We start from the raw sequence: 3,006 nt of genomic DNA, 5'->3' as shown, positions 1-3,006 counted from the left end.
GGGGCGCCAGCCCATGAACTCGGCGTGGCGGCCGTTCCCCTGCGGCTGGTAGCCGGGCATGGAGCGGGTGGCGAGCGCCTCGGCCATGGCGTCGATCAGCATGGCGGGATCATCGTGGCCGGGGCCGCTCTCCGGCCGCGCGGGCACGGAGGGCTTCGGCGCCGTCGTGACCAGGAGGTCGAACAGCGCGCGGCGGACCTGATCGGCCGACCAACCGCGCTCCACCGCCTCGCTGCGGATCGGCGGGATGCGGTCGGCCGAGACCAGGGCGCCGGCGGCCTCGATGGCCGCGTCGATCCCGGCGATGCGCTCCCGCTCTGCGCGCTGGCCCTCGGCACGCACGGCGTCGAGGTCGGGCGCCGCAGCCCGGGTGGGTTCCGGCGCCGGGGCGCTGGGCGTGGTGGTCACGGTGGTCTCCTGGGTCGGGCTGGGCGGCGCAGACGGCGCCGGCGCGGCCGGGGTCTCCGGCGTCGTCTCGGGCATGATGGGTTCCTCGTCAGGCAGGGCGGGTTCGATCGCGACGGCGGGCGCGCCCTGCTGCGCCTCGCCCCGCACCGCCGCATCGCGGTCCACCGGGACCGGTACGACGGAGATCTCGAAGGGCTCCCAATCCACGGCGCGGTGGACGGTCTCGCCGGTGGCGGCATCGGGCCGCGGCTCGTAGCGGTGGACGCGATAGCCGACGCTCACCGCGCGGAGCGTGCCGTCGGCGATGCGCTGCCAGACCGGCTCGACGTCGGCGGCCGTGCTGAACTGCAGGGTGGCGTAGCCTCGCCCGCGCTCGAGGCGGGCGGCGGTGACGCGGCCGAGCACGTCGCGGGCATCGCCGCGTCGGTGTGTGTTCAGTACCGGGGCCTGGCCCGAGCGGAGCGCCTCCATGCGCACCGCGTTCGGCGACATCTCCAGTTCCTCGGTGATGAGGCCGAGGGCGGGGACGAAGTTGCGGGCACGGGCGCCGGTGGACCACACCACCTCGACGGTGCGCGCGGCACGATCGACGGTGGCCGGGGCCGCCAGCGCGCGCTGCGCCACGATCGGCATGGCAGGAGTCGCCGGCGCGGCATCGCTGCCGCCCGGCTCGGTCGTCTCGGACATGCTGGGTTCCTGGTGGGCGCCGCTACGGGGCGGCGTAGCCCTGCGCGTTGACGTAGACCTGCGCGCCGGTGGTCAGGCAGGCGAAGTTCACCGCCGTCGCCGCGGTGCCGCGCAGCGGCGTCGGGAAGGTGATGTCCACCGGGGTCGCCATCGCCGCCGGCAGCAGCTGCCGCCAGATCACCGTTGCCCCGTCCTTGATCACCACCTCCGTCGCGACGGTCGCATGCGCGTTCCGCACATCGATCGAGGTGACGTAGTTCCGGATACCAGCGGCGGCTGCGGCCCGTAGCACGACGTCGGTCGTGCCGGTGATCCCGCCGGCAGCGCAGGCGTACTGCCAGTCCGCCTCCGGGATGGAAAAGGGCTTGTTGACCAGCGCGCCGATCAGCGTCGCCAGCAGGTCGATGCCCCGGCCGGTGGTCACCGCCGTCGGGTTGGCTGAGAGGCCGGTCGCGACCAGCACCGGCAGGGCGCCGGATGTGTTGCGCGCCTGTCCACCGACGGCCGTCAGCGTCGGGGCAACATTGCTCAGCACGTTCACCCCGAGCCCCTGGCCGGCGACCGACTGGCCGCGGCCGGCGGTGATCTCGGTGGTGAGCTCGGCGTAGTCCGCGATGGTGACGAACTGCACCTTCACGTCGGTGCTTGAGGCCGGCGCCAGGTTGCGCGAGACCGAGGCCCAGCCGGTGTTGAGGTAGGCGCCGGAGAAGGTCGAGCCAACCAGGTCGAAGCTGTTCGCGTCGATCACCGTGATCGTGAAGGTGCCGTTCGCCCCCGGCACGCCGGAGACGTCCGCCACCGTCACCACGTCGTTCGTCGCGAAGCCATGTGCCGCGCGAGTGATCCGCACCAGGCCGGAGCCGTTGTTGGCGACCGCGGAGATGCCGTTGATGAACTGCCGGTTCCGCACCCGGATCCGGAAGCGGTAGAGCGCATTCGGCTCCGGGATCTGCTGGTGGCGGACATAGGAGTTCGACCGTGCCGCCGTCGTGTCGAGCTGCCGGCCGTGGAACCAGCACTCGTCGTTGGTCGGCTCGATCTCCAGCACCGACCAGCCGGCTGGCGCCGTGGTTGGGATGGTCGAGGCGGAGGCGGTGACGAGCCGCGGCGCGCCCTCGCTCTGCACCTCGTAATTCGCGAGCGTCGGGCTGGTGCCGTCGAGCCGCCAGGCGCAGGCGCTGCGGCCGTCCGGCTGGGCGGAGGTCGGATCGACCGAGACCAGCTCGAGCCAGACCGACTGGCCGGCGATGCGCTGGCTGAGGTTCACCGCGACCATGACGCGCAGCGGGATGGTGAAGGCGGTGCGGCTGGTCAGCACCAACTCGTCGTCAAGGGTCGTGCCGGTCGAGACGGTGACGGTGCCGTCCGCGACAGCGAGCACCATGCCGCTGCCGCTGGCCGCGACGTCCCAGCGGGCCGGATTGATCTCGGTCCCGTTGAAGCTGTCGCGGAACTTCTTCTGCATGCTCTTGATCTTGAGCATGTCGTCCGTCCAGTCGTAGGCGCCGGCGATCATGCGGGTGCTCCTGGGGTTGGCTCGGCGCGGGGCGGTGCCGCTGCGCCGGTGGCGGCGATCTCGACGGCGGCCATCTGGGCGGCGTCCTGCGCGGCGCCGGACTTCGCGACGCGCCGCGGGTCGGTGTCGAGCGAGATGCCGGCCTCGTCGAGCAGCGCGTTGGCCTCGCGGATCATCTCCACGGCCGCGCGGAAGTCGTAGCCGAAGGCGCCGGCCGCCTCGGGCTGTGGGACGAAGCCCGCACGCACCTGGGCGATGAGGGCGGTGGTGTCCTTGAGCGGGTCGATCATCTCGTGCGCCGGCGGGACGTGCGACACGCCGTCCGGCATGTCCGTCCCCCAGAGCCCGAGCAGCGCGCCCTGCGCGTGGAAGCGCTCGGCGACGGGGCGCACCAG

2 protein-coding genes and 1 pseudogene are annotated in these 3,006 nt (G+C 72.9%); all 3 read right to left on the bottom strand.

What is annotated here, in order from left to right; all coding sequences use genetic code 11:
* Window positions 1-1,095, bottom strand: a 1,095-nt coding sequence (locus FHS88_RS20325) for an HK97 family phage prohead protease (RefSeq protein ID WP_184487308.1), incomplete at its 3' end; no start/stop codon positions are given.
* A gap of 22 nt (window positions 1,096-1,117) precedes the next feature.
* Complete coding sequence (locus tag FHS88_RS20320) at window positions 1,118-2,611, bottom strand: ubiquitin-activating E1 FCCH domain-containing protein (RefSeq protein ID WP_184487307.1); 1,494 nt, start codon at window positions 2,609-2,611, stop codon at window positions 1,118-1,120.
* Window positions 2,608-3,006 (bottom strand): annotated as a pseudogene (locus tag FHS88_RS20315) (phage portal protein); the annotation flags it as partial. The pseudogene FHS88_RS20315 and the gene FHS88_RS20320, both read right to left, overlap by 4 nt.

Origin of the sequence: Neoroseomonas alkaliterrae, assembly GCF_014199195.1 — a bacterium.
Lineage (GTDB): Bacteria > Pseudomonadota > Alphaproteobacteria > Acetobacterales > Acetobacteraceae > Neoroseomonas > Neoroseomonas alkaliterrae.
This window is presented reverse-complemented; position numbering and strand designations above follow the sequence as displayed.